The organism is Campylobacter peloridis LMG 23910 (assembly GCF_000816785.1).
Taxonomy (GTDB): Bacteria; Campylobacterota; Campylobacteria; order Campylobacterales; family Campylobacteraceae; genus Campylobacter_D; species Campylobacter_D peloridis.
Genome location: NZ_CP007766.1, coordinates 663,202 through 689,060, shown reverse-complemented (window position 1 = coordinate 689,060; position 25,859 = coordinate 663,202). Strand labels below are relative to the sequence as shown.

Sequence of the window (25,859 nt, the reverse complement as noted above, 5' to 3'; positions counted from 1 at the left end):
ATATTAAATAAAGGATTATTTTGATTAAGCTTGATAGAAGAATTTTAACTCATTTTGATTTTGTTCAACCTATTCTTATTTTTCCTATTATAGCTATCTCCTTTCTTTTAATTTATGAAGCAAACACATTTTTAGCAGAAAAACAGCTTATTTACACTTTGGTGGGTTTTGCTGGGTTTGTATTTTTTTTCTTCTTACCTTTAAGAAAATTAATGTGGCTTATACCGGTGTTGTATTGGATAAATATTGTTTTACTTTTAAGTGTAGATATTTTTGGCGTAGAAAGATTAGGTGCTAAAAGGTGGCTTGAAATTCCCTTTACGCATTTTACTATTCAACCATCTGAAATTTTTAAACCTTCGTTTATTTTAATGCTTGCTTATCTTATACATCAAAATCCACCCCAAGAAAATGGCTACAACTTAAAACAATTTTTAAAATTAAGTTTTTATATTTTATTGCCATTTTTACTTATAGCTGGAGAACCTGATTTAGGAACAGCCTTAGTGCTTTTAATAGTAGGTTTTGGAATGCTTTTTATTATAGGGGTAAATTATAAAATTTGGCTTTCTATATTTTTAGCTATAGCTATTGCTTCGCCTATTATCTATAGTGATTTTTTAAAACCTTATCAAAAACAAAGAATTCATGATTTCTTAGCTGAAGAGCCAAGTTATCATGTGAAACAATCCATCATTGCTATAGGAAGTGGTGGTTTAAATGGAAAAAAAGCTGATGAAGCAACACAAACGCATTTTAAATTTCTACCTATCTCTACAAGTGATTTTATTTTTGCATATACTGTAGAAAGGTTTGGTTTTATAGGAGCCATAATAGTTATTTTACTTTATACTTTGTTGATTTTTCACTTGCTTAGCTTAAACTATAAACTCAAAAATGATTATTTTACTAGAGTTATAACTAATTGCATTGCTTTATTTATATTTATTTATGTAGCTGTAAATATTTCTATGACTATAGGATTTGCACCTGTAGTTGGAATTCCGATGCCTTTTTATAGTCATGGAGGAAGCTCATTTACAACTTTTATGATATTTTTTGGTATATTACAAAATTTAATTACTTTTAGATATTTAGCTATAGAAAAAGCGGTAAAAATAAAATTCTAAAATTAAATTAAGGAAATAAAGATATAATAACATTTTTATTTCAAACTTCTGTGGCGGATTTATAGCTCAGTTGGTTAGAGCAACCGGCTCATAACCGGTTGGTCGCAGGTTCGAGTCCTGCTAAATCCACCATTTATTTTTTACTCCCGAGTGTTTTTTGGCAAATTATATTCAAAATATTAAAAAAGAGTTTTTATATTTTCAAAAATAGCTTTTTGTATATTATATAAACAACCATAATAATAATTTATTTTACACCTAAATTATATATTAGGTATAAATCTTTTTCATAGATAAAACTAATTATACTTATCATACTTTATAATATTTTCTAAAGCTTTGAAAAATCACTAGGAATTTTGATAATCAAATTTTCATTTTTTAAGTTTAATTTCTTAAATGATAGGTTTTATTATCATAGTAAAAACTTTGGTTTAAAAATACTTTTTTAAAAAATATATAGTCTTTATAAAAAAGCTTCTTGGTAAATTTTATTTAAAATTTATATCCAGATTGATATAAACCTTTATATCAATCTATGTTATTGATTTAATATCATCATATAAAACTTCATCTTGTGAATTTGGATTTGTAAAACCTTGTTTTAAAAGCATATATCTATTAAACCTAGTTACATTACCCAAATTCTTTAAAACATCTCTCTTGTATTGCTTTTAAAATCTTGCTATTTTTTAAATCAATTACAAAGTTTTTATTTTAATTGACAAATCACACCTGCTAAATCTATCATTTACCTACTTCAATCTCACATTCATAATCATATTAGATAAAAAGATACTATCTTCATCAAAGCTTTTTGAGTTATATTCTAGTTTTAAGTTTCTTTTTTGTATATCTTGCATTAAAGTTGAAAGATTGTATAAGCTTAAACTTTCTAATATATTTATAAGTTCTATTTTGCTTAAAGTATTAAAATCATTTAGCAAGCTAAGATAATTACTTATAATAGAAGAAGAATTGATATTATGAAATACAATTTTATTTTTTATATCTTCTTTAATAAAAAATTGATTATTTTTTATATAAAAATAATCTTTAAGATGATGATTACTTAATATTTGATTATAAAAACTTAAAAGGCTTTCTTTGCTATTTAAGTCTATAAAATTTAAAAATATATTTTCTTTTAATAATACTTCTTGTAATTGTTTTAAGTTTTTAAAAGCTTGATTTATACTAGAAGTATTTTTTAAAGCATAAATGATATTTTCATCTTTAGAAATTTTTCTATTTATATTATATTGCAATAAAGGATTTTTATAAAGTGTATCACTATTGATCAAGATGTTGATATGAAAAGATTCTTTTATATCAATATGTTTTTTAATATGTAAAAATTCTAAAATATTTAAAAAAGCATTAGGTATGTAAAATTGATCTAAACTAAGTTGTAAAAAATGATTCATATTATGCATAGAAAAAATATCATTATCTTTAATCAAATCATCTTTATTTAGATTAAATAACATAACTCCACCAAAACCCAATAAGCTTAAATTTTTTAAACTCTCTAAAGCTTTTCTTTTTTCTAAATCAATTTGAAGTGTTTTTTGCATTATTTTTCCTTTTTTTAATTAACCTATACATAAACCATTTTTCATAATGATAGTAGTGGCTAATGAAATTCATTATTTTTACTCTTTTATATTATGTTCTTTAGCATAAGCTTGTATTTTAGCTCGAAGTTCTTGCGGGAAATTATATCTATATATGGCAGGAATTCTTGGATCAAGGAGTCTATCAAGTTTATGTCTTTTATAATACCATTCTAGATTTTCAGGAGTAAAATAATAAGGTGCATTAGGATAGCCTTGAGGTGGAGTTAGGGCTGCTAGTTTGGCATGTAGTATTAAAGTATCATTAAAAAGTTGTGCTCTTTCTTCGCTCCAATCATTAGGTGTATCGGTTCCATAACCTTGCAGCATACCATTTTTATACCCTCCCCTATGGCGATCAAATTCTCTTCTGCTTTCATAAGTAGAATCTACATCCCTTGGATCTTTTATCTTACCCTCAACTATATCACTTCTTAAGGCTTTATACATACTTCCAAATTGATCACTAGCTATATCATATTTATTATAATCAATTACCCAATCTACTCCCATAATCTCATCTATAAAAGGAAGCATACCAAATTCATCAGGTTTTAAAGTCTTAGCTAAGGTTTTAATCTCTTGTTCTCTTAAAGGATTTTTATGCACTCCTACTAAACCACTTCCTACAGCAATATCAGCATAACCATAAATAGCACCTAATAAATTAGGTTTATCTAATATACTACTTCCTCCACTTAATTGTATATAAAGTATAGTAGCTTGGATAAATCTTGCATTAAAACCATTTTGAAACATATCATTAGCTAGATATTTATAATCACCTAATATTCCTGCTGCCATACCCCATTCATTATGAAATAAACTTGATCTTAGATTATGTTTATTATCATCTACTATTCTATATAATTTTTCATATTTAGGATCTACATTTCCTTTTTCATCTACAGCCCCTATAGCTTCATAAGGTATATCTATAACAACACTTCTTATACCACTTCTTATAACTAAATACTTATATCTTTCTTTTTTAGTTTTTAGTGAGTTATAATAAGCTTTTTCTGCTTTAGTCCAAGGAGCTATACTTCCTTTAATAGGATCTTTTAAATAAATACTTTGCCAATCTTTAAATTCAAGCAAAGTAGAACTTTGCCCTGTATAAAGATTAGGATCTAAATATCTGGGTTGATAATTAATATAAGGAGAAGTTCTTAATATACGATCAGCTTCAAACAAAGCTTTAGAATATTCTTGGGTGTATTTGCCTACCTTAGCTCCCCCATCACTTAATAAAATTTTATTCGTTTTTTTCTCTACATCTAAAATAATACCATTAGGTGTATAAATTTCATAAGTTTCACTCATTATTTATCCTTTCATCCTATATACAAACCATCTTCCATGATTATAGTAGTGGCTAATGAAATTCATTATTTTTACTCTTTTATATTATGCTCTTTAGCATAAGCTAGTATTTTAGCTCGAAGTTCTTGCGGGAAATTATATCTATATATGGCAGGAATTCTTGGATCAAGGAGTCTATCAAGCTTATGTCTTTTATAATACCATTCTAGGTTTTCAGGGGTAAAATAATAAGGTGCATTAGGATAGCCTTGAGGAGGAGTTAGGGCTGCTAGTTTGGCATGTAGTATTAAAGTATCATTAAAAAGTTGTGCTTCTTCTTCACTCCAATCATTAGGTGTATCGGTTTCATAACCTTCCCTCATGCCATTTTTATACCCTCCCCTATGGCGATCAAATTCTCTTCTGCTTTCATAAGTAGAATCTACATCCCTTGGATCTTTTATCTTACCCTCAACTATATCACTTCTTAAGGCTCTATACATACTTCCAGATTCATCACTAGCTATATCATATTTATTTAAATCAATCACCCAATCTACTCCCATAATCTCATCTATAAAAGGAAGCATACCAAATTCATCAGGTTTTAAAGTCTTAGCTAAGGTTTTAATCTCTTGTTCTCTTAAAGGATTTTTATGCACTCCTACTAAACCACTTCCTACAGCAATATCAGCATAACCATAAATAGCACCTAATAAATTAGGTTTATCTAATATACTACTTCCTCCACTTAATTGTATATAAAGTATAGTAGCTTGGATAAATCTTGCATTAAAACCATTTTGAAACATATCATTAGCTAGATATTTATAATCACCTAATATTCCTGCTGCCATACCCCATTCATTATGAAATAAACTTGATCTTAGATTATGTTTATTATCATCTACTATTCTATATAATTTTTCATATTTAGGATCTACATTTCCTTTTTCATCTACAGCCCCTATAGCTTCATAAGGTATATCTATAACAACACTTCTTATACCACTTCTTATAACTAAATATTTATATCTTTCTTTTTTAGTTTTTAAAGATTTATAATAAGCTTTTTCTGCTTTAGTCCAAGGAGCTATAGCTCCTTTTATAGGATCTTTTAAATAAATACTTTGCCAATCTTTAAATTCAAGTAAAGTAGAACTTTGCCCTGTGTAAAGATTAGGATCTAAATATCTGGGTTGATAGTCTTTGTAGGGGGAGTTTCTTAATATACGATCAGCTTCAAACAAAGCTTTAGAATATTCTTGGGTGTATTTGCCTACCTTAGCTCCCCCATCATATAATAAAATTTTATTCGTTTTTTTTTCTACATCTAATATACCACCATTAGGCGTATAAATTTCATAAGTTTCACTCATTATTTATCCTTTCATCCTATATATAAACCATCTTCCATGATTATAGTAGTGGCTAATGAAATTCATTATTTTTACTCTTTTATATTATGTTCTTTAGCATAAGCTAGTATTTTAGCTCGAAGTTCTTGCGGAAAATTATATCTATATATGGCAGGAATTCTTGGATCACATAATCTATCTAACACATTTCTTTTATAAAAATCTTCCAATTGTTCGGGTGTGTAATAATAAGGTGCATTAGGATAGCCTTGAGGAGGAGTTAGGGCTGCTAGTTTGGCATGTAGTATTAAAAGATCATCAAACAATCTAGCTGATTCTTTACTTCTACTGTCACGAATATCAGAGGAAAAATTCATTCTATTACCAAATGTATAAGCATTAGCTTCTTCATCGAATTCTTTCCTACTCTCTGGAGTAGAATCTATATCCCTTGGATCTTTTAGCTTGCCTTGTCTTACTTTCTCATCTAAAGCCTTAATACTACCGCCATCACCATCATAAGCAAACTGATATTCGTTTAAATCAATAATCCAATCCACTCCTATAAGTTCATCTAAGAAAGGAAGCATTCCAAATTCATCATAAGGAGGATTTTTAGAAAAATCTTTTAGCATTTTCTCTCTTAAAGCATTAGTATGACCTCCACCTGCTAAGGCTACAGAAGAAGAATAAGTACTAAGTTGGTGTTCTAAAGAAGGTTGATGTCCCAGTTGTGCTGCTAAAAATAATGCTTGATAAGCTCTAGTGGTAAATCCTGTTTTCCATAATCCTCCTCCACCTTTTGCAAAGCCTTTTATATCTCCTAGTATCCCTGCTGCTAATTCCCATTCACTCATAAATAAATATCCATTGCTTAAATGAGCTAAACCTCTATTGCTTTCTACTTTTTTATAAAGTTCTTTATAATCTTCATTGATTAAATTTCCTTTTTCATCTACATTAGTATAAGCTTCATAAGGTATATCTATAACAGTACTTCTTAATCCACTTCTAATGACTAAATACTTATATCTTTCTCTTTTAGTTTTTAAAGATTTATAATAAGCTTTTTCTGCTTTAGTCCAAGGAGCTATGCTTCCTTTTATAGGATCTTTTAAATAAATACTTTGCCAATCTTTAAACTCAAGCAAAGTAGAACTTTGCCCTGTGTAAAGATTAGGATCTAAATATCTGGGTTTATAGTCTTTGTAGGGGGAGTTTTTTAATATGTGATCAGCTTCAAAGAGAGCTTGCGAATGTTGTTTAGTATATGTACCATTGCTTTTTGCTGTAAATAATATTTTATTTGTATCTTTTTCTACATTTAATATTGATCCATCTGGTGTATAAATCTCATAAGTTTCACTCATTGTTTATCCTTTCTTTAATTAGCCTATGCATAAACCATTTTTCATAATGATAGTAGTGGCTAGTCTACCTATCATTTTTGGTGGTTGCTTTTTTTCTTTAAAAGAGGTTTTACCTACTCTTTGTTTCTTTTTACTATTTCTGATCTGATCCTTATTTTGCATTTCATTCTCCGCCACCCCCACATACAAAGCCTTAATATTATTTTGTCCTATGGTATCTAAAGCCTTTAAGAAATTTCTATGTTTTAAAGGATTGGGGGTGTTGTTTGTTGCTTTAGTGTTAAATACATCATTATCCATATCTTCTAAATAATCCATACATTGATGATAAGCATCTATAGGATTTAAAGAATTTTCACTCAAACCATTATCACAGCTTCTTTTATACTCATCATACAAAGCCCTTTTTGCCTCATCGTTGTTAATAGCTTGTAGTTTTTGGTTGTATTTTTGTATGTTTTCTTTTTGAGTTTTACTAAGACAATCAGAGATTAAAAAATCTTCTTCATGCTTTAGTTTTAAAAGCCTTGGTTTTATAGCTAAATCATGTAAATAAGAATAGGTATTAAAAAAGTCTATATCCTCTATGGTTTTTAAATCACCAGTTTTTGATCTTAATTCATCTAAACATAAATACGCAAAAAGTTTGTTTAAAAGATAATTTCTTACCCTTTTTGCACCACCTACATCTTTATGATAAACAAATAAAGCTTCTTTCTCTCCCAAACCTCCTGTTTGTAGCTTTCCCCCTGTAAACATAGAAGTAAAATTAAAAGAAACAAAAGTATTATTAATAAACATAGGATAAGAGATAAATCCTTCTTGTGTATTTGTAGGTTTTTTTGCTAAAACATAAGGAGGATTATACTTATGAGCAAAATTTAAAAATTGCAATCTTTCGTGTTCTTTTTTACTTTGTTCATATGCGCTAATCCATAATTGATTGATCAAATCTGTAATAACAGCTTGAGGTAAAGATATGAAAGATTCTTTGGCAATACTACGAATATTTTTTAAAGTAAAATTAAATTTATATTGAAAAATTTGTTTTTTGCTGATATTTGTTATATCTTTAAAACCATCATGATTTTTTAACTCTTTAAAGCTTGGATCATCTACTAGCATAATAGCTTCGTATTTGTTTTTATTTTTTTGCATATAGCAAAGTTCTAATAAAGCTATTTTATTTAATCTTTTAAGTCTTTTGTTAAATTGTTCTTGATTTTGTATTTTAACCTTTTTCATTTGAATACTTGAATCCATCATCAAAAACAATAAATAACTTATACCTATACTTTCATAAAAGGCTTTTTGTGCTTTAAGGGTTAAAAAATTAAGAATGGTTTTACTAAGCAATTTAGCAAATTTAAATTCATCTGCTCTTAAAAAATCTGCAAAAGGAAAGAATTTATCTATAAAAGCATCCATCATAGCCACTATAGTTTTTTGCGGATTATAAGGAATTTTATTTATATTATTTTTTTCTATATCTTTTATCAATTCATCAAGTTCATCATCAATTTTCTTGTTTGATATTTTCTCTTTTTCAATCAATGCGTTTATTTGTTTTAGATTATATTCCACTGCTTCATCTTGGGTTTGATGATTTTCACTTTGAGGCTCTATTAGGGAAGATAAAAACTGTCTATCTTCCTCATCACTAATTTCATGATCTTTTAATTGTTCTAAATAATCCACAAATTCTTCTATACAAAAAATTTCATTTTTTGCGAGTTTGGCTTTTTGTTGTTTTGAAAAACATAGGGGAATTTTTTCTTCATTTATATTTAAAAAGACATTTGTAGGAAGTATATCAATACTTTCTTTCTCTTCTATTTGTATACTTTCACAATTTGAAAACAATTTCCACCAAGCTTGGAAATCAGTTTGAATAAAAGAATAAAAATGTTTTATCGTATAATAAGTTAAAGCAAGTAAAATCACATCTGTGATAGTAAATACATTTTTCTTTACAAAACCCTCTCCTTTGTATACCACACCTGTGTAAGTACCTATTTTAGGCTGTGCAATATGGGTAATACTATCTATATAAGCTTTTACGCATTCTATACCTTCTTGAAAGTATTGCTTTTGTTTTTCTAAGAAAGTTTTTTTATTATTTGCTTGATAAAAAATAGATTGCAAATAATGATAATTATATATTTTATTGATATTACTAGGATTTTTTATAAAATTCATATATTGAAATATATTTTCTAGATTGTTATCTGTAATATCTTTAATTAACTCTTCTTTTTCTTTTACTGTATCTTCAAAGCCTTGATAAGTTTGATAATTTAAGCGAATAAAAGGACTTAAAGAAAGCACAAAGGCATCTTTTTCATTATCAATAATATCGATTTTATATTTACTATAATCTATCATTGCATCGTAGTCTTTTGGAGCTTTGATTAAAATATCGTTTTGTGTTTCATCTTCTATGGTATCTGGATAAATGATGGTATTTTCAAAAATTTCTTCTGTGAGCTTTTGATGAAGTCCTGCATTGTATTTTTGTGGAGCATTTGTAATGATAAGAAAATTTTTTGCATAATAAGATTCGTTTTTTTCACCCTTTAAATCTTTTATGATTTGAGCTAGTGTAATAGAGTTAAAATACGGACTTTCTATATAGCTTAGTCTGTTTTGATCTAGGGACATTTGTTTTTTAAGTGCCTCTTTAATAGAATATCTACTATGTAATATTAATTCTTCTTTGGGATTTTGGGTGATGAAATTTAAGAATTTTCCTTTGTGAAAATCTTTAAAAATTTCTTCGTTTGATTGAAGATAAATTGCAAGATCTTGCTTATGATATGCCGGTGATTGATTCCTTATTGCTCCAAAACCTGAAAAATCAAAAAGAATTTTATTATCTATGATCAAAGTGTAATGATCAATTTTGTTTTCAAAAAGAGTAAAAATATAACCAATATCACTTATGAGTAGTTGCACAATAGCATTATAAATAGCATAAGAGTATTTATCTTCACTCCACTTTGAAATTTCTTTATAAGCTTTTATCAACTCAAAAGCACTATCACCAATAACTAACAATGGCTGTGTTTTTGTTAAAAAGCTTTTCAATCTAAAGATATTGACAATACCAAGAAAGGCATTAATGATTTTCTTATATACAAGATCATAACCTTCTGCATAAATATCTTTAATATTTTGTATTAATTCATTAAAGACAAACTCTATTTGTTCATTTAGTTTATACTCGTTTAATTTTTGATATTCATCGAATGATTTTAGTTTTTGAAGTATAGGGATTTTTAATTTCTCATTAATGCAAATGATTAAAGAATCAATATTTTTATTCTCTTTTTCTAACTTTTGCGTCATAGTTTTTGAAATAGTTTGATTTTCAGATTTTCCCAAGGCTTTTACAAAATCATCTAAAATGCTTGTCATATCGCAAGATAAAGGAGTGATAGTAAGGTTTGAGGGATTATTGCTAAACTTATTAGAATCAGTAAATTTTTCATAAGAATAATCATAAATTTGAACTTTTTTTCCCTTATAAGCAGATATTTTAAGAGTATCATATAAGTATTTATCTAAACTATAATAACAATCTTTAGCAATATCATAATCTGTTAGTGCTAAATTCAGTATATTTTTTCTTGAAAAATTATTACAATATAAAACTATATTTTTAGCTTGTTTGCAATATTTATCTATCAAGTTTTTAAGATTGTTTTGGTTATAAATATATTGACAAGTAAATTCTTTATTTTTCATTATCTGCCTTTAAGTAAATATTGACTTAAGGTTTTTATTTAAATAAAAATTTAAGCAAAATCATCTATTAATCTCTCCAATCCACCTTATAATATTACCTTTATCATCAATTTCTACTTCTAAATCTTTGTATTTGTTGTAAAATTTAGGAGCTAAGATTTCTTGGAAGTATTTTGTGCCTTTGGGAGTTATTGCTACCCAGATATTATATTGTGACCAATATTGTGGTGTATCCCAAGAAACATCACCTAAAATAAAACTACATCCATTCTCATCTAATGTCTCGAGATCATCCAACTCTCTAATAAATCTTTCTTTATAAAAAAAATTATCTCTAAAATGTACCCAAGCTTGATATTTATCTTCTTTATAATAAGATAAGTTTGAGGGATAATCTATTTTATTTCTATCTTCATCACAATAAGATCCAAAATCTATATATCCTGCTAGAAAAAGCTGCCCCAAAACACTAATATATTCACTTATATAGGTAGGTTTGGGTGTATTTAAAGAAAATGGGCTGCTAATATTATCAATGCTGTAAGTATCTAATAAAATTAAATTATTACATTCCCACCTTGAGACACCCATGCTTTTTCCACAAATAAGCAAAATATAATATTCAAATAGTTCTAAAATACCGACCTTATCTTTTAAATGAGATGATATAATTAAAGTTGGATTAGCATAATCATTCTCTAAAAGCTGGGTTTTTTTCCATATATCAAAATCTATATCAGGAAAAAAAATAGCACACTTTTCGTTTTCATCCCATTTTATATACCTATATTTCATTTTTTATCCCATTTTCTATATGTATTGTTTTAAGATTTCCTCTTGGTTTATTGGAATTTATCTCTATGGTCTCGCCCCCACTTTTAGAAGTTTTTTTATATTGTATAATAGTTTGATCATCTAGTTTTCTCATATAAATCGGTTGTCCGTATTTTTTATCTACTTTATTTTCTAACTCTTCAGAGTTTTTAGTTAACTTTTTCCATAATTTGTCTAATTCTTCTTTATTTTCAACTATTCTTCTGCGTTTATCTCGAACATTTTTTGGCAGTTTATCCACTATCTGTAACACTTCATCTTTAGTCAATGTTCTATGCTTTAAATACTCAATGTCTTTAAAAAATTGCCTTATCCCCCTTAAAGCCGGAGCAAACGTATAACTCACATCTTCCAAAGGTTTATCATTGAGTTCTAATTGACTAGGAAATATTATCTCAATAAACTCTCCACTACCATCTTGTGTTTGTATTCTTATCACATTATCAAGGATGAGTTCTTGAGTATTGTTATAATTTTCATTGATGTGAGTTTGTGTGGTATTTATATTATCTTTTATATTATCACTTGTAAGTATATCTTTATCATTTGCCTTAAAATAATCCTTGGTTAAAATATTAAAAGAACATACATTTTCATCATCAAGCCACTCATCTAAACCTTTAGCAATTTCAAACTCAATCTTTTGCATTTTAGCAGGAGCTAAAAAAACTCTATAATGTATAATATTTTCTTTTTCTCGATAATCTTGATGATATTCAAAAAGCTCTTTAAAATACCCTGCTCCTAAATCTTTATATTCAAATTCTTTATAAGCACTTTTATGAACTTTAGCAATATTTTTTGGGATGATAAAGATTAATTTTAACAAATGCGCACCAAGCGTAATTTTACACTCTTTAAAATCATAATCTTTACTAAAGTCTTGTTTAAGAGTATTTAGCATATTGACATCATTTAAATCAAATAAGTCGTTTTTAGATAATTCTAATTGATCTAAACCTTGTTCGTTTTGATATAAAGTATCGTTTAGATATAAATTAGTGATTAAAAGATTATCTTTTTGATATTTATGTTCTTTATAATACATTCTTAACTTAGGCTCTTTTAGCTTTGTTTGATTTTTGCTTTGTTTTGCTAAGCCTTCCTTAGGATTAAAACTATGATCAAATTTAAACTTAGTAGGTACAAAGCTTACTTTTAAAGGAAAGCCTTTATCTGTGACACAAGCTAAGATGAGTTCTTGTAAGATTACATATTCATTATTAACTTTCTTTTGAGATAAAGAGCCTTTAACATCTACTACCTTGGTGCAAGGATAGCTTACTTTTCCTATAGTATTAGGACAGCCACTTATGCTAGAATTAAGCAAATCACTTTCTAGCATAATAGGCACACCACTATCTTTAAAAGTTTTTCCTTTGTTTGATTGAAGTATGACTTTACCTCCATGGATACATTCTAGGTTTTGATTTTCTAAAAGGGCATGAAGTTTAGCTATAGCTTGTTTTTTATTTATTTGTATGGTTTTTTGTTCTTTTAGGGTATTTGAAATTAAGTCTTTATACTCTAAGCTTTGTTTGCTTAAACATTCTAATTTGATATTTAAAGAATTTTCTATAATAGAATAATTAAGCAAGCAAAGTTCATCATTTTTATAAAAGATGCTAAGTTTTCCTTTGCCACTATCTTCATCTTTAGGAGAAAAATAATAACTGGGTATATCTTGTTTTATAGCATTATCTTGATCTAATTCTCCAAAGTAAAAAGGATTATTAGGAAGTTCACTTGAGCCTGTAAGGAGGGTGGAGTTTAGGAAGATATAAGCTTGATAGTTTTGGAGTTCTTCAAAAGTAAAATCTGTCGTTGCTTCTAATTTATAAAGTTCATCATAAATACTTTGACAATCAATGATGCTTTTATTTTCACAAAACAAATAAATACTTTTTTTATCTTTATGAATAGAATATAAAAAGTCTCTACCTATCATAATTTTCCTAAATAATACCTATTTTAGCTTTTCCATTAAAATACAAAGCTTGTGATATTTTACAAACTCCACCTAAATATTGCTCATCCCAAATTTGATCTTTTATTTTATAACTTTTTGAATTATATCTGTATATTTTTGTTATATTATTAATATTTTCAAGACATTTCATATCTTTATAAACTACAATGAAAATTCTAAATTCCCCAATGGCAATTTTATGAGCTAAATTTTCTTGATTATTAATAAAGGAACAATCTTTTCTGTATTTATTAAAATCATTTTTATCAAGAATTAAAATATATTTTTCTTTTTCATGTGCTTTTAAAATAAAATCTATGATTTTTGTTTGACTAATGGTAGGAGCTTTGTAGCTTGTATAATAATTATCTCCAACCTCTTCTAAAATACCATTTGTTTCTTGCATTATGGTGGCTATTAATGAAAGAAAATATTCAAAATGGTTGATTTTTTCTGGAGAGCTTCTTAAAAGCCCAAGAGGTCCATTTTTAAGAGCGAAATTTTTATTATTAATAGCATTATTTTTTAACACAAAAGTTTCTGTATATATTTGAATATTTTTCATAAAATGATTAAGATACTCTATACATTCACTAAAACTTTTATCTTTGACTTTGTTATGGTTAGCATCTAATTCTAAAAGATAGGAGTAGAAGTAAAGAGTTTGAGTTAGGGGGATTATGGAGTGAGAATCTTTACCCGTATAGATAGGCAGTCTATTGTGTGAGCCATATTGAGCAGAAGCGATGATATTTATACCACCGCTGTCATAGACACAATATACTTTTTGGGGATTTAAGACTTGCTCCATAATATTTTTATCTAATAATGCTGCCAAAGCCCGCATTAGCATATTATCAATCTCATCAATAGCAGGAGAATTAAAAGTATAGACTTGCGATGCCATAAATTTGATTGCATTAAATTGTGTATTTAAGCTCCTATCAATAGTATCGCAAAATTGCATTGCTATAACTGCTAAATATCCGCCTAAAGAATGCCCTATAAAAATAATATTATTTGAATCTACTTTGTTTAAAATAGGTGCTATGTCTAATAAAAATTGCTTTAAAGCATTAAGTTGAAAATCGCCCTTACCAAAGGTAAGCCCTATATCCGCCAAAGTATCCATACTCCAAAGTCCCTCTGTCCCCCTAAACCCTACTACAAACTTATCTTTTTCTTTATCATAAAACAAAGTAGCACTAAAGCCAGAAGCCGTATTTGGTTGGTGGAATTTAATCTCATATTTTTTAGCAAAGTTTTTAGCTTGAATCTCCCCAAATTCTCCATTAAGTGTCGGATATAGTGCAATGGAATCATCATAAATAAAATAATCTTTATATTTTTTAGATAAGGTCTTTGTATATTCTAAATTTTCTATATTGTCTTTATCTTTAGGGAATCTATTTTGCCCTATTTTATAACTATCCATTTCTCGCTCATCGTTATTGATATACATAAAGTTAAAATAACTTGCTTGAGCCAACTCGGCATAGTCTCTTAGATTGTTGATTAATTCTTTCATTTAGTCTCCTAAAGTTAATTTAGCACCAAAAACAGAGCAAATGCCAAAGGGTAATATAAAAACAATATTAAAAAATTCCTTAAATATTTTTTAATTCTTGTTATTCCAAAAAGCCATAGATTGGCTATCATTAGTGGAAAGACTATCCAACCAAGCATTATAAAAAACTCCTCAACCCTATTTGGATTATGTCCAACAATAGGAGATATAAACCAACCTACAACACATAATATAATCCAACAAATATAAAGTATTTTTAGAATCCGCATTCTGTTTCCCTAAACCACACCACGAAACCATCTTTGTATGTATCATAGAACAAAGCAGCAGAAAAGCTTGACTCTGTATTTGTTTGATGGATTAATAAATCATATCTATCTAAGAATTGTTTGGCTTGGAGTGGGGAGAAGTCGCCATCGAGCTTGCTGATAGTAATTTCTTTTTGTTCTTTATCTAACTGAACAAATTCAACAACTCTATGATTTTTATAGTTTGTATTCAAAATATCCGTAATGTAAATTTCTTGAATTTTAGGTTTATTGTCAGCGTCTCTAATTTCATTGCCTTGCCTATCTTGCATTACAAGAAAGTGAGATTTACTTTGCTGTTCTAAAAAATAGTGAAAATATCCATAGCTAGCCCATGCTAACTCAGCGTTATCTCGTAGTTTTTCAACTATCTCTTTATTTGTCATTTTGCCTCCTTAAAATTACAGATAAACTTATTATCTTTAAAACATTCTGGCATCTCTTTAATATAGATATTACCACAGGTAATATAATTATTCCACATAACTCTAAAATCCATATTGCCTTCATTGCCTAATATCATAGGTCTCCAATCATACCAAATTGAGCCTGATTCATTGATTTCTATTATATTTTTTTCCAAATCCATTTTAATATTTAACTGAGCTTTTATTCTCTCAGTATCATATCTAAATCGTGCAATATAATTATTATTCTCAAGTTTTAAATTATTTTGTAAATCACTAGGATTAACTCCAAATAATTTTAATGCTTTCTCTGTTCTTTTTTTTAGAAGGCGGTGTAATATCTAACTCACATATTTTCTTAAACTTCCAATAACTTGATTGTAATTCATAAGGAGTATAATAAAGCGGGATTCCAAGTAGATAAATTCCAAATAATGTAATAAATACTAAGATAATCTTTTTAGGTGCAAGAAACTTTTTCATTATTTGACTTCCTTAGGCTCTATTCCTCTAATGGCTAAAATATAATTGATATAGCCATATTCACTTGTATAGATTTTTTCTTTAGTTTTACTATCAATTTGTTTTCTTTTTTCTCCAAACAAAGTAGCACTAAAACCACTTAAAGTGTTAGGCTGATGAAATTGAACCTCATATCTTTGAGAGAAATTCCTAGCTTGTAATTCTCCAAATTCTCCATTTAATTCACCTTTGCCAATAAAACTATATTCTTGTCCGACCTTTTCTTTTCTTCCAGCTATGTTTCCGTTATAACTTAAACTTACAAGCTCATTTAAAGTAACGATAGTTTCATTTTCTTGTAATATGCAACCTTTTAAATCAAAATAAAAATAACTAGCCCATGCAAGTTCTGCATAATCTTTTAAATTATTGATTTGAGTTTTCATTAATTTATTCCCCTATAAAAATAAGATTTATTATAAAACAAATTATTGCTCCGTAAGCAAATTAATTATTTCTCCGTAAATATATATCCTTATATCTTTATCTAACAGTATATCTGCCCATTCTATTTCATAACATACTATAAAAACATGTAAAACTATATAGAGATAAGTAAAAATACATAAAATTATGTAAAAATATAATCTTAAATTTATTTTAAATTTCCATAAAATTATAGCACTACAAATAATCATATATAAAGTAATCATTATAAAAAATGTTAAAAAATTTGCTCCACATGAATATATTAAAGTAAAATAATAAGCGGTAATAACAAATAATAGTAGATAATAACAAATAGAAATGAATATATTTTTGTTCTTTGCTTTTTCAAAAATTAAATAATGCAAATAAGGCAACAATGGAAAAAGATAAAGTATAACAAGAAAAAAGAATATTTTAGTAAAAGTTGCATCATATCCCATATAATAACCTAAAATAGCCCCAAATCCCCAAATTATAATCCAAATAATATATAGATTTTTTAGTATTATCACACTACTTCCTTTTTTGTTGAAATTTAAATTATTATTAAAAAATCAAAAAAACCAATCTATACAAGTTTAGCATAATTTTTGAGATTGTTAATTTGAGCTTTATTACTCATTTTTTAAATCCATATAGAAAATAAAAAGATATAAAAAAATGTATAAAAAAATACAAAATAATAAAGAAAAATAATAAGAAAGTTCTTTTCTAAATTTAATAGATATTATTAAAAATAATATTGTATAAATACCTAATATTATTACATAATTAAAAAATCCCCCCGAGATAAAGAAAAATAAAGAAAAATAAAGAAAAATAAAGAAAAATAAAGAAAAATAAAGAAAAATAAAGAAAAATAAAGAAAAATAAAGAAAAATATTTTTGGATTTAATAGTTTCTTGTAGTGTTAAATATGATATGTAAGGTAACAATGGATAAGAATATATAAAAAATGCAATCTTTAACATATCACCAAAAATTCTATATCACTAAAATAAGCATATAAAGAACTAAACAAAAAAATAATTCCCCAAAACATCCCCCAAGCAATGTATATTTTTTTTAATAAACCCATTTATTTTCCTTTTTATATTTTTAATAAAATTATCCTACTTTTTAAAAATCAAAATATAATTACACTAGGAACCATTCCAGCCATAAATACCAAGAACATTAAAAGTAACATATTCCAACATAGCATAACTAGCATCTGCTATATTAGCATAGTCTTTGATTTGAGAGATAAATTCTTTAGGGTTCATCAGTAACTTTGTCCTGTATATTTTTCATCACTTTTTACAAATTTACCATTAGTAAAATAATGAAAAGATCCTCCTCCTGCACTTTTACGACTAATACTAGAAAAGCTAAATCCTCTTCCTTCATCTCCAAACAATCCATAGCTTTTTACTTTATAATCTATCATAGTAGCAAAAACAACAGGATATTTTTTACCCTCACACACATAATAAGTTGTCATACCTAAATAAGGTCTTAATTTTTTATAGTTTTCTTCACCCATATATGCTTTAAATTGATCTTCATAGTATGCAAATTCGGGTTTATCTTTGAAGTTGAAGTTTGATTCTCCTATTTTATAATTATAATCATTACGATAATATTTACAACCATTAGAAAGGACTTGAGGGAATTTTTTTCTATGATTTTTAATTGATCCCAAAAATCATCCCCTAAAGACATTTTTTTCATTGCCTCTCCTTTCTTTCTTTCATTTTCCAATATCTCTTCTCTTATTTTTTTATCAAAGATATAAATTCCACCATAATTACTTGCAAGAGTTTCTAATTCACTTGCTTTATTTTCTTTAAAAGCACATGCACTTAAAGATACTAAAGAAAATAAGCTTAGAATTATCATTGTGATTTTCATTTGATACTCCTTTTTAAAGTATATTATTTCAAATACCTTGGTATAAGTAAAATTTAGTTTTTATATTTAACATACTATTAAAACCTTTTTCATCATTCTCATCGATTAAATCAAGCATAGCATAACTAGCATCTGCTATATCAGCATAGTCTTTGATTTGAGAAATAAGTTCTTTAGGGTTCATCAGTAACTTTGTCCTGTATATTTTTCATCACTTTTTATAAATTATAACAATAAAATATAGCATATAAGCAAAAAATACTTTGCTGTGATTAACAAATCACACCTGCTAAATCTACCATTTACTTACTTCAATCTCACATTCATAATCATATTAGATAAAAAGATATTATCTTTATCAAAGCTTTTTAAGTTATATTCTAGTTTTAAGTTTCTTTTTTGTATATCTTGCATTAAAGTTGAGAGATTATATAAACTTAAACTTTCTAATATATTTATAAGTTCTATCTTACTTAAAGTATTAAAATCATTTAACAAGCTAAGATAATTACTTATAATAGAAGAAGAATTGATATTGTGAAATACAATTTTATTTTTTATATCTTCTTTAATAAAAAATTGATTATTTTTTATATAAAAATAATCTTTAAGATGATGATTACTTAATATTTGATTGTAAAAACTTAAAAGACTTTCTTTACTATTTAAGTCTATAAAATTTAAAAATATATTTTCTTTTAATAATACTTCTTGTAATTCTTTTAAGTTTTTAAAAGCTTGATTTATACTAGAAGTATTTTTTAAAGCATAAATGATATTATCATCTTTAGAAATTGTTCTATTTATATTATATTGTAATAAAGGATTTTTATAAAGTGTATCACTATTGATTAAGATATTGATATGAAAAGATTCTTTTATATCAATATGTTTTTTAATATGTAAAAATTCTAAAATATTTAAAAAAGCATTAGGTATGTAAAATTGATCTAAACTAAGTTGTAAAAAATGATTCATATTATGCATAGAAAAAATATCATTATCTTTAATCAAATCATCTTTATTTAGATTAAATAACATAACTCCACCAAAACCCAATAAGCTTAAATTTTTTAAATTCTCTAAGGCTTTTCTTTTTTCTAAATCAATTTGAAGTATTTTTTGCATTGTTTATCCTTTCTTTAATTTAACCCATACATAAACCATCTTCCATTATTATAGTCATAGTTAGTCTAGTTATGAAATTCATTATTTTTACTCTTTTATATTATGCTCTTTAGCATAAGCTAGTATTTTAGCTCTTAAATACTCTGGAAAATTATATCTATATATGGCAGGAATTCTTGGATCAAGTTTAGCATCTAATTTGTGTTTTTTATAATACCATTCTAGATTTTCAGGGGTAAAATAATAAGGTGCATTAGGATAGCCTTGAGGAGGAGTTAGGGCTGCTAGTTTGGCAGTTAAAATCATAGAATCTATTCTTAATTGTGCACTTTCTTCACTCCGATCATTTGGAATATCATAACCATAGGCATTTACCATGCCATTATAATACCCTCCCCTATGGCGATCAAATTCTCTTCTGCTTTCATAAGTAGAATCTACATCCCTTGGATCTTTTATCTTACCCTCAACTATATCACTTCTTAAGGCTCTATACATACTTCCAAATTCATCGCGAGAAATTCTATATTTATTATAATCAATCACCCAATCTACTCCCATAATTTCATCTATAAAAGGAAGCATACCAAATTCATCAGGTTTTAAAATCTTAGCTAAGGTTTTAATTTCTTGTTCTCTTAAAGGATTTTTATGCACTCCTACTAAACCACTTCCTACAGCAATATCAGCATAACCATAAATAGCACCTAATAAATTAGGTTTATCTAATATACTACTTCCTCCACTTAATTGTATATAAAGTATAGTAGCTTGTATAAATCTTGCATTAAAACCATTTTGGGACATATCATTAGCTAGGTATTTATAATCACCCAATATTCCTGCTGCCATACCCCATTCATTATGAAATAAACTTGATCTTAGATTATGTTTATTATCATCTACTATTCTATATAATTTTTCATATTTAGGATCTACATTTCCTTTTTCATCTACAGCTCCTATAGCTTCATAAGGTATATCTATAACAACACTTCTTATACCACTTCTAATGACTAAATATTTATATCTTTCTTTTTTAGTTTTTAGTGAGTTATAATAAGCTTTTTCTGCTTTAGTCCAAGGAGCTATAGCTCCTTTAATAGGATCTTTTAAATAAATACTTTGCCAATCTTTAAATTCAAGTAAAGTAGATCTCTCTCCTGTATGAAATTCAGGATCTAAATATCTAGGTTGATAGTCTTTGTATGGGGAGTTTTGTTTGATATTGTGTGCTTCAAAAAGGGCTTTAGAATATTCTTGGGTGTATTTGCCTACTTCACGCCCATCTTCTCTTTTATCAAATATAATTTGATTTGTATTTTTATCAACTTCTAATATAAGTCCATTAGGCGTATAAATCTCGTAAATATCTTTATTACCATTCATTTTTATCCTTTCATCCTATATATAAACCATCTTCCATGATTATAGTAGTGGCTAATCTGCCTATGAATTGATTAGAATAATCTTGGGCTTTATTAGTATCATCGCTTTCTTCATCATCTTCTTTCATCTTAATTTCATTTTTTATCTTCTTATCCCCTATCCCCTTATACATCACTTCTAAATTATGTTGTCCTATGGCTTCTAAATTTTCCATCAATCTTCTTGCTTTTTGCCTATCTTCTATGAACTTACCCTTTTCATCTTGAGTAGTGCTATAAATACCATTTGCATATTCATATAAAATTTGTATAGCATCATTATAAGCTAAGATAGGGTGTTGTTTTATCACTGGGTGTTGTGTTTTATACTCTTCTTTTCTTTGAAAATGCTCTAGCTTACATATATTACAATTTCTAAGTTCTATATTGTTTTCTTCAAAAAATTCCTTATCATTTAAGATGTATTTGCCCTCATTGATTTTATCTTCCTTAAAAGCACTTCTTTTCTCATCTAAAATAATATAAGATAAAAGTCTTTTTAAGGCAAATTCCCTAGCTTTGCTTGAAGTCGTAGCACAAGCAATACTAGGATAATAATTAAGCCCACCTGTGCATAATAAAGAACCAAAAATAAACTCAGATAAATCAAAACTCATAAATCTAGAATTTATCAATAAAGGATAGGTTAAGTATTCTTCTTTTTTTACAGCTAAAGGAAAATCATAATTGTAAGTAAATTTTTCATACATTAGTTTTTCATATAAAATTTTTAACCTTTCATAATTTGTAGGCAAAAGTGTATCGATAAAAGATCCTGCTAAATTTTTTAACACATCTACACTTAAATTTTTACTTACTTTAATAGAAAAATCAATAGCTAATTGTTTTTTTACTTTTGATATCAAATGAATTTGCTTAGCTTTATCCAATCTTGAAAAACTCTTTGACTTTTTCAACTCGCTTGCACATTCTAATTGATTAAAATAATAATAATTTGTTCCTATTTGATATAAAAAAAGCTTATTGAGTGGCTTTTTACTTTTTGGATTAATTTTTATAAAATGCCCTTTAGGATTAAGTGCATAAAATATCCCTAGTTCTTTAAAAAAATGCGCTTTAAAACTAGAAAATAATTTATTGCCATAATGCTTTTTATCAAAGCTTGAATTTATAAAAAATAAAATCATTTTTTTAAAAAAATCAGGCTGGCTCATAAAAAATTCTGCAAAAGGAAAAAGTTGCTTAATGATATTAAAAAAAGTGATATCTATGGATAATTTTGCAAGTTCATTATCAAGCATAATTTCTTGAATGCTTTTATCTAAATCTTTTTTCAAAGGAAGAGTTTTATCTGTTTGTGTATTTTCTTTAAATTCAATTTCCTCATCAAAGCTTTCGTTTAAGGTTTTTAAAAAATTCACATAAGTTTGATCATCTTCTTCAAAATCATTTTCAAACATAGCTTTAGCTAATTCATCTAAATAGATAACTTCATCTTCTTTTTTGTTTTTATTTAATTCTTTAGATAAAAAGATGTAAATTTTTTTATCATTATCATAAAAATAAATATCATCAGGGATAAATGAAATATACTCATTAAAATAATTTGGTATTTTAATCTTTTGATAATTAAGTGTAATTTCTTTATCACCATAATCTAAATTTGGAATTACAATATTTTTAACACCAAGAGAATATTCTTGTGTAGAAGCTAAGTCTTTTTGTAAAACATACAAAGTCAAAGTCAATAAAACAACCGTTAAAGGTGAGTATTTCTTAAAATCTACATTTTCATATGTTTTGGATATTGATGGATCTAACTCAAGAAAAAATTGCATTTGATCATAATCAGAATTGATATTATCTAAATAATTATTAAAAAGCCCGATATATTCTTTTACTTTTTCTTTTTCTTTTTCGCTAATTTCTTCCAGTTCTTTGGGTAATTTAAAAAAGCTATCAATATAAGCAAAATCTTGCTCAACTGATTGTTTTGTACTCTCTAATAAATCAAACAATAACCGAGAATATGTTTGATTATAAAAATTAAAATACCTTTTATATTTTTGATAAATCTGTCCATCAAGTTTCACAAAAGGACAAAGTTGCAATACAAAATCATCTTCCTTTTTAACATCTCTTTCTATAAAATAAGAACCATAATCTCTTTTACTAGGAAATTGCTCTTTTAATCCAAGTTTTTCATTTTTTGTAAGAGCTTTTGGGCGATTTTTTATTATTGCTCCTAATTTTTTTTGATACAAATCTTCACAAAGTGCTGCATTGTTAAGCTGTGGTGGATTGGTAATAAACAAATAATTTTTACCCATTTTGGTTGTATTGATTTGATCAGTATTTTTTTTATCTAGTATCATTTCTACTAGTATAGAAGAATTTAAATCAGGATATTCTGCATAAAAGAAATGATTAAGTTCAGAGATATTTGAATTGATTGCTTTTTTTAATGTTGTATCAAAATTTTTTAAACTAGAATTAATTAAAAGCGTATTATCTAACTTTTCATTTTTAATTTTTGGATTATTTTCTAAAAAATGATCAAAAATACCTTGAAATTCTTCATCTAAAATAACTTTATAAAAACTATTTTTATAAAGACTAATAGAAGGTGCATTAGAATAAGATGAAAAATCTAATAATACTTTATCATCTATAATCAATACATCAGATAAAATTTCTTCATTGCACAAAGCGATAATAGGATAAAGCTTACTAGTAATAAGCTCTAAAAGTGGATAAGCAAAATCATAATAATATTTTTGTTCCTTATACTCTTGATAGTCAGAAGAAGAATTATAAACTTCAAATAATGTATTTACAACAAAAACATAAGGATTTTTTTTAACTAAAGAGATAGGTTTTTTAAGATTGGTTACAGAATCTAATATATTGATAAAAAATTTTGCTATAGCTCTAATAATTTGCTTATATTCATCATCATTAGATTGAGTGATATTTTTTAAAAGTGTATTAAAAAGTGTATCTAGGGTAAGTTGTATCTTTGGTTTAATCTCTTGCTCAAAATAATCAGATTCTTTGATATTTTTTAATAATGCATTTAATTCTTTTTGAATTCCTTTTAAAAAATTTTCAATATTTTTTTCATTGCTCTCATCAATAATTTTATTGAGTGTTTTATTTTTGTTTTGATTGATTGCATTATTTAAAAAATTTAAATTATTAAAGATAATTTTTTTAATACTAGATAAATTTTTATCAGAGCTAAATTTTTGTTCTTTTGTGATTTCATCTTTATTAGCTTGATTTAAATGTATGATTTTAAAAGTTTTTTTCTTGTTACTTTTAAATTTATCTTCAATAGTATGTAGTGTCTTATACAAAGAATTCTTAGCTTCTTTATATCCATCAAAATCACCACATATAAAAATAATTTTATTAGCATTTTCGGTAAGATTTTTTAACTCAATTTCCAAATTATGATTTGATGTAATTAAGGTGAAATCTTTTATTTTCATATTTTAATCCCATTCACTACTACAAATTTACAAACATAAAGCTCTTGTTTTCTATCTTCATCTTCTAAGATCTCATCTAGTCCATTTGCGATTTGAAATTTTAAATTTTGCATTTTAGCAGGAGCTAAAAAACTAAAATGATATTCGTTTAATTCTTTATTATCTTCTAGGGAATTTTTGATGATTTTATCATACTCATGTAGCTGTGTAAAATACCCTGCTCCTAAATCTTTATATTCAAATTCTTTATAAGCACTTTTATAAACTTTAGCAATATTTTTTGGGATAATAAAATAAAGTTTGATTAAATTAGTATCAAAACTAAAATTTAATTCTTTAAATTCATAATCTTTACTAAAGTCTTGTTTGAATTGATTAAGAATATTAACATCTTCTATATCTTTTAAATCTTTTTGATCTATATTTAATTCACTTAAAGCTTTATTTTGTTCTTTTTTTTCATTATTAATTAAAAGGTTATAGATAGGTAGGTTATCTTTTTGAAATCTATCACTTTTATAATGAAGTCTTATTATAGACTCTTTTAGCTTTGTTTGGTTTTTGTTTTGTTTGGCTAAACCATCCTTAGGATTAAAACTATGATCAAATTTAAACTTAGTAGGTACAAAGCTTACTTTTAAAGGAAAGCCTTTATCTGTGACACAAGCTAAGATGAGTTCTTGTAAGATTACATATTCATTATTAACTTTCTTTTGAGATAAAGAGCCTTTAACATCTACTACCTTGGTGCAAGGATAGCTTACTTTTCCTATAGTATTAGGACAGCCACTTATGCTAGAATTAAGTAAATCACTTTCTAGCATAATAGGCACACCACCATCTTTAAAAGTTTTTCCTTTGTTTGATTGAAGTATGACTTTACCTCCATGGATACATTCTAGGTTTTGATTTTCTAAAAGGGCATGAAGTTTAGCTATAGCTTGTTTTTTATTTATTTGTATGGTTTTTTGTTCTTTTAGAGTGTTTGAAATTAAGTCTTTATACTCTAAGCTTTGCTTGCTTAAACATTCTAATTTGATATTTAAAGAATTTTCTATAATAGAATAATTAAGCAAGCAAAGTTCATCATTTTTATAAAAGATGCTAAGTTTTCCTTTGCCACTATCTTCATCTTTAGGAGAAAAATAATAACTAGGTGTATCTTGTTTTATAGCATTATCTTGATCTAATTCTCCAAAGTAAAAAGGATTATTAGGAAGTTCACTTGAGCCTGTAAGGAGGGTGGAGTTTAGGAAGATATAAGCTTGATAGTTTTGGAGTTCTTCAAAAGTAAAATCTGTCGTTGCTTCTAATTTATAAAGTTCATCATAAATACTTTGACAATCAATGATGCTTTTATTTTCACAAAACAAATAAATACTTTTTTTATCTTTATGAATAGAATATAAAAAGTCTTTACCTATCATAATTTT

Annotated in this window: 20 protein-coding genes and 1 tRNA gene; 2 read left to right on the top strand and 19 right to left on the bottom strand. The window is 26.4% G+C overall.

The features are described from left to right. The first annotated feature begins 20 nt into the window (after positions 1 to 20). Together CPEL_RS03410 and CPEL_RS03405 are read left to right on the top strand one after the other, a co-directional pair. The gene (locus CPEL_RS03410; RefSeq protein ID WP_044598605.1) at positions 21 to 1,130 is read left to right on the top strand and encodes an FtsW/RodA/SpoVE family cell cycle protein; all 1,110 of its coding nucleotides are present in this window, start codon (positions 21 to 23) and stop codon (positions 1,128 to 1,130) included. 55 nt (positions 1,131 to 1,185) lie between these two features. Then, a tRNA-Ile gene (locus tag CPEL_RS03405) sits at positions 1,186 to 1,262 on the top strand. A 623-nt stretch (positions 1,263 to 1,885) separates the two neighbouring features. Here CPEL_RS03405 and CPEL_RS03400 read toward each other — a convergent pair. From CPEL_RS03400 to CPEL_RS03300, 19 genes are all read right to left on the bottom strand, one after another. After that, positions 1,886 to 2,707 (bottom strand): hypothetical protein, encoded by an 822-nt coding sequence (locus CPEL_RS03400; protein WP_044598604.1) that lies wholly within the window; start codon positions 2,705 to 2,707, stop codon positions 1,886 to 1,888. A 78-nt stretch (positions 2,708 to 2,785) separates the two neighbouring features. Further along, the gene (locus tag CPEL_RS03395; protein ID WP_044598603.1) at positions 2,786 to 4,072 is read right to left on the bottom strand and encodes a hypothetical protein; all 1,287 of its coding nucleotides are present in this window, start codon (positions 4,070 to 4,072) and stop codon (positions 2,786 to 2,788) included. A 71-nt stretch (positions 4,073 to 4,143) separates the two neighbouring features. Then, the gene (locus CPEL_RS03390) at positions 4,144 to 5,430 is read right to left on the bottom strand and encodes a hypothetical protein (RefSeq protein WP_044598602.1); all 1,287 of its coding nucleotides are present in this window, start codon (positions 5,428 to 5,430) and stop codon (positions 4,144 to 4,146) included. A gap of 71 nt (positions 5,431 to 5,501) precedes the next feature. Further along, positions 5,502 to 6,779 carry a hypothetical protein gene (locus CPEL_RS03385; protein WP_044598601.1) on the bottom strand — a complete coding sequence of 426 codons (1,278 nt, stop codon included), beginning with the start codon at positions 6,777 to 6,779 and terminating at the stop codon, positions 5,502 to 5,504. An 18-nt stretch (positions 6,780 to 6,797) separates the two neighbouring features. Next, positions 6,798 to 10,526 carry a hypothetical protein gene (locus CPEL_RS03380; protein ID WP_044598600.1) on the bottom strand — a complete coding sequence of 1,243 codons (3,729 nt, stop codon included), beginning with the start codon at positions 10,524 to 10,526 and terminating at the stop codon, positions 6,798 to 6,800. A gap of 60 nt (positions 10,527 to 10,586) precedes the next feature. Continuing rightward, positions 10,587 to 11,321 carry a hypothetical protein gene (locus CPEL_RS03375; protein WP_044598599.1) on the bottom strand — a complete coding sequence of 245 codons (735 nt, stop codon included), beginning with the start codon at positions 11,319 to 11,321 and terminating at the stop codon, positions 10,587 to 10,589. Continuing rightward, positions 11,311 to 12,957, bottom strand: coding sequence for a hypothetical protein (locus CPEL_RS03370; RefSeq protein ID WP_044599513.1), 1,647 nt, complete (start codon positions 12,955 to 12,957; stop codon positions 11,311 to 11,313). The genes CPEL_RS03375 and CPEL_RS03370 overlap by 11 nt, the downstream gene beginning before the upstream one ends. Before the next feature lie 358 nt (positions 12,958 to 13,315). Beyond that, complete coding sequence (locus tag CPEL_RS09295) at positions 13,316 to 14,857, bottom strand: alpha/beta hydrolase family protein (RefSeq protein WP_044598581.1); 1,542 nt, start codon at positions 14,855 to 14,857, stop codon at positions 13,316 to 13,318. A 256-nt stretch (positions 14,858 to 15,113) separates the two neighbouring features. Next, entirely contained in the window at positions 15,114 to 15,551 is a 438-nt protein-coding gene (locus tag CPEL_RS03355; RefSeq protein WP_044598580.1) for a hypothetical protein, read from the bottom strand. Between the two features lie 303 nt (positions 15,552 to 15,854). After that, positions 15,855 to 16,055 (bottom strand): hypothetical protein, encoded by a 201-nt coding sequence (locus CPEL_RS03345; protein ID WP_044598578.1) that lies wholly within the window; start codon positions 16,053 to 16,055, stop codon positions 15,855 to 15,857. Further along, positions 16,055 to 16,480: a hypothetical protein gene (locus tag CPEL_RS03340; RefSeq protein WP_044598577.1), complete on the bottom strand. Its 426-nt coding sequence runs from the start codon at positions 16,478 to 16,480 to the stop codon at positions 16,055 to 16,057. The genes CPEL_RS03345 and CPEL_RS03340 overlap by 1 nt, the downstream gene beginning before the upstream one ends. Before the next feature lie 1,185 nt (positions 16,481 to 17,665). After that, complete coding sequence (locus CPEL_RS09640) at positions 17,666 to 17,788, bottom strand: hypothetical protein (protein ID WP_256378932.1); 123 nt, start codon at positions 17,786 to 17,788, stop codon at positions 17,666 to 17,668. Next, a complete protein-coding gene (locus CPEL_RS09285) occupies positions 17,788 to 18,207 on the bottom strand; it encodes a tRNA 2-selenouridine synthase (RefSeq protein WP_167332808.1) in 420 nt (139 codons plus the stop codon). Before CPEL_RS09285 ends, CPEL_RS09640 begins: the two co-directional genes overlap by 1 nt. Next, positions 18,117 to 18,416 carry a hypothetical protein gene (locus tag CPEL_RS03320; protein ID WP_044598575.1) on the bottom strand — a complete coding sequence of 100 codons (300 nt, stop codon included), beginning with the start codon at positions 18,414 to 18,416 and terminating at the stop codon, positions 18,117 to 18,119. Before CPEL_RS03320 ends, CPEL_RS09285 begins: the two co-directional genes overlap by 91 nt. A 28-nt stretch (positions 18,417 to 18,444) precedes the next feature. Beyond that, positions 18,445 to 18,600: a diadenosine tetraphosphate hydrolase gene (locus CPEL_RS09450; RefSeq protein WP_148308768.1), complete on the bottom strand. Its 156-nt coding sequence runs from the start codon at positions 18,598 to 18,600 to the stop codon at positions 18,445 to 18,447. Positions 18,601 to 18,722: 122 nt separating this feature from the next. Further along, a complete protein-coding gene (locus CPEL_RS03315; protein WP_044598598.1) occupies positions 18,723 to 19,544 on the bottom strand; it encodes a hypothetical protein in 822 nt (273 codons plus the stop codon). Between the two features lie 87 nt (positions 19,545 to 19,631). Beyond that, positions 19,632 to 20,933 (bottom strand): hypothetical protein, encoded by a 1,302-nt coding sequence (locus CPEL_RS03310; protein WP_044598597.1) that lies wholly within the window; start codon positions 20,931 to 20,933, stop codon positions 19,632 to 19,634. Between the two features lie 10 nt (positions 20,934 to 20,943). Next, positions 20,944 to 24,426, bottom strand: coding sequence for a hypothetical protein (locus CPEL_RS03305; protein WP_044598596.1), 3,483 nt, complete (start codon positions 24,424 to 24,426; stop codon positions 20,944 to 20,946). Then, the gene (locus CPEL_RS03300; protein WP_084083556.1) at positions 24,423 to 25,853 is read right to left on the bottom strand and encodes a hypothetical protein; all 1,431 of its coding nucleotides are present in this window, start codon (positions 25,851 to 25,853) and stop codon (positions 24,423 to 24,425) included. Before CPEL_RS03300 ends, CPEL_RS03305 begins: the two co-directional genes overlap by 4 nt. Between the last annotated feature and the right edge of the window lie 6 nt (positions 25,854 to 25,859).

Coding starts and splice junctions, on each gene's coding strand:
- CPEL_RS03400 (WP_044598604.1), bottom strand. CDS start 2,707: ATGCAAAAAACACTTCAAATTGATTTAGAAAAAAGAAAAGCTTTAGAG.
- CPEL_RS03395 (WP_044598603.1), bottom strand. CDS start 4,072: ATGAGTGAAACTTATGAAATTTATACACCTAATGGTATTATTTTAGAT.
- CPEL_RS03390 (WP_044598602.1), bottom strand. CDS start 5,430: ATGAGTGAAACTTATGAAATTTATACGCCTAATGGTGGTATATTAGAT.
- CPEL_RS03385 (WP_044598601.1), bottom strand. CDS start 6,779: ATGAGTGAAACTTATGAGATTTATACACCAGATGGATCAATATTAAAT.
- CPEL_RS03380 (WP_044598600.1), bottom strand. CDS start 10,526: ATGAAAAATAAAGAATTTACTTGTCAATATATTTATAACCAAAACAAT.
- CPEL_RS03375 (WP_044598599.1), bottom strand. CDS start 11,321: ATGAAATATAGGTATATAAAATGGGATGAAAACGAAAAGTGTGCTATT.
- CPEL_RS09295 (WP_044598581.1), bottom strand. CDS start 14,857: ATGAAAGAATTAATCAACAATCTAAGAGACTATGCCGAGTTGGCTCAA.
- CPEL_RS03355 (WP_044598580.1), bottom strand. CDS start 15,551: ATGACAAATAAAGAGATAGTTGAAAAACTACGAGATAACGCTGAGTTA.
- CPEL_RS03345 (WP_044598578.1), bottom strand. CDS start 16,055: ATGAAAAAGTTTCTTGCACCTAAAAAGATTATCTTAGTATTTATTACA.
- CPEL_RS03340 (WP_044598577.1), bottom strand. CDS start 16,480: ATGAAAACTCAAATCAATAATTTAAAAGATTATGCAGAACTTGCATGG.
- CPEL_RS09640 (WP_256378932.1), bottom strand. CDS start 17,788: ATGAACCCTAAAGAATTTATCTCTCAAATCAAAGACTATGCTAATATA.
- CPEL_RS03320 (WP_044598575.1), bottom strand. CDS start 18,416: ATGAAAATCACAATGATAATTCTAAGCTTATTTTCTTTAGTATCTTTA.
- CPEL_RS09450 (WP_148308768.1), bottom strand. CDS start 18,600: ATGAACCCTAAAGAACTTATTTCTCAAATCAAAGACTATGCTGATATA.
- CPEL_RS03315 (WP_044598598.1), bottom strand. CDS start 19,544: ATGCAAAAAATACTTCAAATTGATTTAGAAAAAAGAAAAGCCTTAGAG.
- CPEL_RS03310 (WP_044598597.1), bottom strand. CDS start 20,933: ATGAATGGTAATAAAGATATTTACGAGATTTATACGCCTAATGGACTT.
- CPEL_RS03305 (WP_044598596.1), bottom strand. CDS start 24,426: ATGAAAATAAAAGATTTCACCTTAATTACATCAAATCATAATTTGGAA.
- CPEL_RS03300 (WP_084083556.1), bottom strand. CDS start 25,853: ATGATAGGTAAAGACTTTTTATATTCTATTCATAAAGATAAAAAAAGT.